At 63.8% G+C, this 5,644-nt stretch carries 2 protein-coding genes; both read left to right on the plus strand.

All coding sequences use genetic code 11. The features are described 5' to 3' along the window. Window positions 1-243: 243 nt before the first annotated feature. Window positions 244-4,980: a glutamate synthase large subunit gene (gene gltB, locus ENZ75_RS18765; RefSeq protein WP_063168950.1), complete on the plus strand. Its 4,737-nt coding sequence runs from the start codon at window positions 244-246 to the stop codon at window positions 4,978-4,980. A 141-nt stretch (window positions 4,981-5,121) separates the two neighbouring features. Further along, the coding region (locus ENZ75_RS18770) for an NAD(P)-binding protein (RefSeq protein ID WP_164887864.1) at window positions 5,122-5,644 on the plus strand (523 nt) is incomplete at its 3' end.

The raw sequence follows: 5,644 nt of genomic DNA on the forward strand, positions 1-5,644 counted from the left end.
GTAGTGCTGTCTTATTTTGTCGCACAAAACGAGCTGGATTGGCGTATCATTTGGGCCTCTCCGGCTGTTGCCGCGAGCGACAGGTGGACAGCCAGACTCTGGCCTGTACGATTACCAGATGCGATCCATGCGGAAAGCCGCCTGGTTCGACAGGATTTCGCAAGACGTGCCACAAGGATCAGGGTGAGCCAAGCGCTTGCCGAGGCAAACCAGCGCCTGAATGGCTGGGAAGGAGGACAGGAGATGACGGACATGACGCACTCTGCGACGAACGGCCAGGCCGCGCAGACGAAAGCGGCAACCGTCAAAACCACCTTGCGATCCAATATTGGCCGAAGCGCCAACGGATTTTCCGCCCAGGGCCTCTACGATCCACGCAACGAGCATGACGCCTGCGGCGTCGGTTTCATCGTCAACATGAAGGGCGTGAAGTCGCATCAGATCGTCGAGGACGGGCTTGCTGTGCTCGAAAACCTGACGCATCGCGGCGCCGTCGGCGCCGATCCGCTGGTCGGCGATGGCGCCGGCGTGCTGGTGCAGCTTCCCGACCAGTTCTTCCGTGACGAGATGGCAGCCCAGGGCATCGAGCTGCCGCCGGCGGGCCAGTACGGCGTCGGACACTGGTTCATGCCGCAGGACGCGGCCCTTCGCGCCCATATCGAGGACATCATTGCCGAATCGGCGCAATCCGAGGGACTTCCGCTCATCGGTTTCCGTGACGTGCCCGTCGACAATTCGTCGCTGTCGAAGGCGCCCGACATCGTGGCATCCGAGCCGTTCCATCGGCAGATCTTCATCGGCCGCACGCCAGACATTACCGATGACGAGGAATACGAGGCCAGGCTCTATCTGCTGCGCAAGGTCATCTCGGGCCGCATCTATGCCGAGAACGACAACAAGGACATCGGCGCCTATTGCGTGTCGCTGTCGGCGCGCACCATCGTCTACAAGGGCATGTTCCTGGCTTATCAGGTCGGGGCCTACTACAAGGACCTCAAGGACCCGCGCTTCGAAACCGCGCTGATCCTCGTCCACCAGCGCTTCTCGACCAACACGTTCCCGTCATGGAAGCTGGCGCATCCCTACCGCATGGTCGCCCACAATGGCGAGATCAACACCGTGCGCGGCAACAACAACTGGATGGCTGCGCGCCAGGCGTCGGTCGATTCCGAACTGTTCGGCAACAACATCTCGAAGCTGTGGCCGATTTCCTATGACGGCCAATCCGACACCGCCTGCTTCGACAATGCGCTCGAGTTCCTGTTCCAGGGCGGGTACAGGCTCAGCCATGCCATGATGATGCTGATTCCGGAAGCCTGGGCCGGCAACAAGCTCATGGATGCCGATCGCAAGGCCTTCTACGAATACCATGCGGCATTGATGGAGCCGTGGGACGGACCGGCGGCGGTGGTCTTCACCGATGGCCGCCAGATCGGCGCCACGCTCGACCGCAATGGCTTGCGCCCGGCACGCTACATCGTCACCGACGATGACCGCGTCATCATGGCCTCGGAAGCCGGCGTACTGCCGGTGCCGGAGGAGAAGATCGTCAAGAAGTGGCGGCTGCAGCCCGGCCGCATGCTGCTGATCGACCTGGAGAAGGGGCGCATCGTCTCCGACGAGGAGCTCAAGTCGGAGATCGCGACCAAGCATCCCTACAAGACCTGGCTCGCCAACACGCAGCTGATCCTCGAAGATCTGAAGCCGGTCGAACCGCGCGCGTTGCGCAAGGATGTCAGCCTGCTCGATCGTCAGCAGGCATTCGGCTACAGCCAGGAGGACACCAAGCTGTTGATGTCGCCTATGGCGACGACAGGCCAGGAAGCGGTGGGCTCGATGGGCACCGACACGCCGATCTCGGCGATGTCGGACAAGTCGAAGCTGCTCTACACCTATTTCAAGCAGAACTTCGCCCAGGTCACCAACCCGCCGATCGACCCGATCCGCGAGGAGCTGGTGATGAGCCTGGTGTCCTTCATCGGGCCGCGGCCCAACATCTTCGACCTTGTCGGCAATTCGCGCCGCAAGCGGCTCGAAGTGCGCCAGCCGATCCTGACCAATGGCGATCTCGAGAAGATCCGCTCCATCGGCCACACCGAGGACCGTTTCGACACCAAGACGATCGACATCACCTATGGCTCCGCCGAAGGCGCCGCGGGCATGCAGGGCGCCATCGATCGGTTGTGCGAGCGGGCGGAGGCGGCGGTTGCCGGCGGCTACAACATCATCATCCTGTCCGACCGCCAGGTCGGGCCCGACCGCATCGCCATCCCGGCGCTGCTGGCGACGGCGGCGGTCCATCATCACCTGATCCGCAAGGGGCTGCGCACCTCGGTCGGCCTCGTCGTCGAATCCGGCGAGCCGCGCGAAGTGCATCATTTCTGCTGCCTCGCCGGCTATGGCGCCGAGGCGATCAATCCCTACCTCGCCTTCGACACGCTGCTCGACATGCACAAGCGCGGCGAACTGCCGAAGGAAGTGGACGCCTACGAAGTCGTCTCGCGCTACATCAAGTCGATCGGCAAGGGCATCCTCAAGGTGATGTCCAAGATGGGCATCTCGACCTACCAGTCCTATTGCGGCGCGCAGATTTTCGACGCCATCGGCCTGAAGACCGATTTCGTGCAGCAATACTTCACCGGCACCGCGACGCTGATCGAAGGCGTCGGCCTGGACGAGATCGCGGCCGAGACGCTCAGCCGCCACAATGACGGTTTCGGCAACGACCCCGTGCTGCGCAACAGCCTCGAGGTCGGCGGCGAATACATGTTCCGCATGCGCGGCGAGGCGCATATCTGGTCGCCAGATGCTGTCGCCACCTTGCAGCACGCCGTGCGCCAGGGATCGTGGGAAACCTTCAAGGACTATTCCGCCCAGATCGACAGCGAGACGGCCCGCGCCCAGACCATTCGCGGCCTGTTCAAGCTCAAGCTGGCCGGGGAAACCGGCCGCAAGAAGGTGGCGCTCGACGACGTCATGCCGGCGGCCGACATCGTCAAGCGGTTCTCGACCGGAGCGATGTCGTTCGGCTCGATCTCGCGCGAAGCGCACACGACGCTGGCGCGCGCGATGAACCAGATCGGCGGCAAGTCGAACACCGGCGAGGGCGGCGAAGAGGCCGACCGCTATCTGCCGCTGCCGGGCGGCGGCAAGAACCCGGAACGCTCGGCGATCAAGCAGATCGCCTCGGGACGTTTCGGCGTCACGGCCGAATACCTCGTCAACTCCGACATGATGCAGATCAAGGTGGCGCAGGGTGCCAAGCCCGGCGAGGGCGGTCAGCTGCCCGGCCACAAGGTCGACGCCACCATCGCCAAGGTCCGGCATTCGACGCCGGGCGTCGGCCTGATCTCGCCGCCGCCGCATCACGACATCTATTCGATCGAGGATCTGGCACAGCTGATCTACGACCTGAAGAACGTCAATCCGGCAGCCGACGTGTCGGTCAAGCTGGTGTCGGAAGTCGGCGTCGGCACGGTTGCGGCGGGCGTCGCCAAGGCGCGCGCCGACCACATCACAATTTCGGGCTATGATGGCGGCACCGGTGCCTCGCCGCTGACGTCGCTCAAGCATGCCGGCAGCCCGTGGGAAATGGGCCTTGCCGAGACACACCAGACGCTGGTGCTGAACGGCTTGCGGTCGCGCGTTGCGCTGCAGGTCGATGGTGGCTTGCGCACAGGGCGCGACGTCATCATCGGCGCGCTGCTCGGCGCCGACGAGTTCGGCTTCTCGACCGCACCGCTGATCGCGGCCGGCTGCATCATGATGCGCAAATGCCATCTCAACACCTGTCCGGTCGGCGTCGCGACGCAGGATCCGGTGCTGCGCAAGCGCTTCAAGGGCACGCCCGAGCATGTCATCAACTTCTTCTTCTACGTCGCGGAAGAGGTGAGGGAGCTGCTCGCCGAGATGGGCTACACCCATATCGACCAGATCATCGGCGACACCGATCTTCTGGAAAAGCGCGACCTGATCGTGCACTGGAAGGCGCGCGGGCTCGATTTCTCGAAGATGTTCTTCAAGCCGGATGCGCCGCATGAAGCGGTGCACTGGACCGAGCGGCAGAAGCACCCGATCGACGACGTGCTCGACCGCAAGCTGATCGAACTGGCCAAGCCGGCGCTCGAGAGCAAGCTGCCGGTCAAGATCGAGGTCGATATCCGCAATGTCGACCGCTCCGCGGGCGCCATGCTGTCGGGCGAAGTGGCCAAGCGCTTCAAGCACAAGGGCCTGCGCGAGGATACGATATCGGTGAAGCTGACCGGCACTGCCGGCCAGTCCTTTGGCGCCTTCCTGGCGCGCGGCATCTCGTTCGAGCTTGTCGGCGCCGGCAACGACTATGTCGGCAAGGGCCTGTCGGGCGGCCGCATCGTCATTCGGCCGCCGGAAGAGGCCAAGATCGTCGCGGCTGAATCCATCATCGTCGGCAACACGGTGCTCTATGGCGCAACCGAGGGCGAAGCCTATTTCGCCGGCGTCGCCGGCGAGCGTTTCGCCGTGCGCAATTCGGGCGTCGCCGCCGTCGTCGAAGGCGTCGGCGATCATGGCTGCGAGTACATGACTGGCGGCATCGTCGTCGTCATCGGCAAGACCGGCCGCAACTTCGCCGCCGGCATGTCTGGCGGCGTCGCCTACGTGCTCGACGAGGCGGGCGATTTCGCCGAGCGCTGCAACATGGCGATGGTCGAGCTGGAGCCGGTTCCGGAAGAAGACGATCTGATGGAAAGGCTGCTGCACCATGGCGGCGACCTCGACCACAAGGGCCGCGTCGACGTCTCCGGCGACATGACCAGCCATGACGAGGAGCGGCTCTACCAGCTGATCTCGAACCATGTGCACTACACCGGGTCGGTACGTGGTCGCGAGATTCTCGACGACTGGGCGACGTTCCGGCCGAAGTTCCGCAAGATCATGCCGGTCGAATACCGCCGCGCCCTGATCGAGATGGAACGCATGCGCATGGGCGTTGCGGCGGAATAGGCTTTGCAATGGCCGGGGAGCCCAGGCTTCCCGGCCCATCTTCATCGACAGTTTGACCTCCGGCGCAAGGTTGCCATGGCTGCCTCAAGGGGTTAACGGGTGCGGCGAAAACCGCACCATCTGGACAGCAGGAACTGGACTATGGGCAAGGTAACAGGCTTTCTCGAAATCGACCGGCAGGTGCACAAGTACCAGCCGGCCTCCGACCGCATCCGGCATTTCCGCGAGTTCACGCTGCCGATGTCTGACAAGGAGGTCGAGAAACAGGCCGCGCGCTGCATGGATTGCGGCATTCCGTTCTGCCACGGGCCGACCGGCTGCCCGATCCACAACCAGATTCCAGACTGGAACGACCTCGTCTACAATGGCGACTGGGACAACGCGATCCGCAACCTGCATTCGACCAACAATTTCCCGGAGTTCACCGGCCGCATCTGCCCGGCGCCCTGCGAGGAAGCCTGCACGCTGAACCTCGAGGACATTCCCGTCGCCATCAAGACGGTCGAGCAGGCGATCGCCGACAAGGCCTATGAAACCGGCCATATCAGGCCCTATCCGCCGGAGAAGAAGACCGGCAAGCGGGTCGCCGTCATCGGCTCCGGCCCGGCCGGCATGGCGGCTGCCCAGCAGCTTGGCCGCGCCGGTCACGACGTCCATGTCTACG

The sequence above is a fragment of the Mesorhizobium sp. M7A.F.Ca.CA.002.04.1.1 genome, assembly GCF_004022805.1.
GTDB lineage: Bacteria > Pseudomonadota > Alphaproteobacteria > Rhizobiales > Rhizobiaceae > Mesorhizobium > Mesorhizobium ciceri.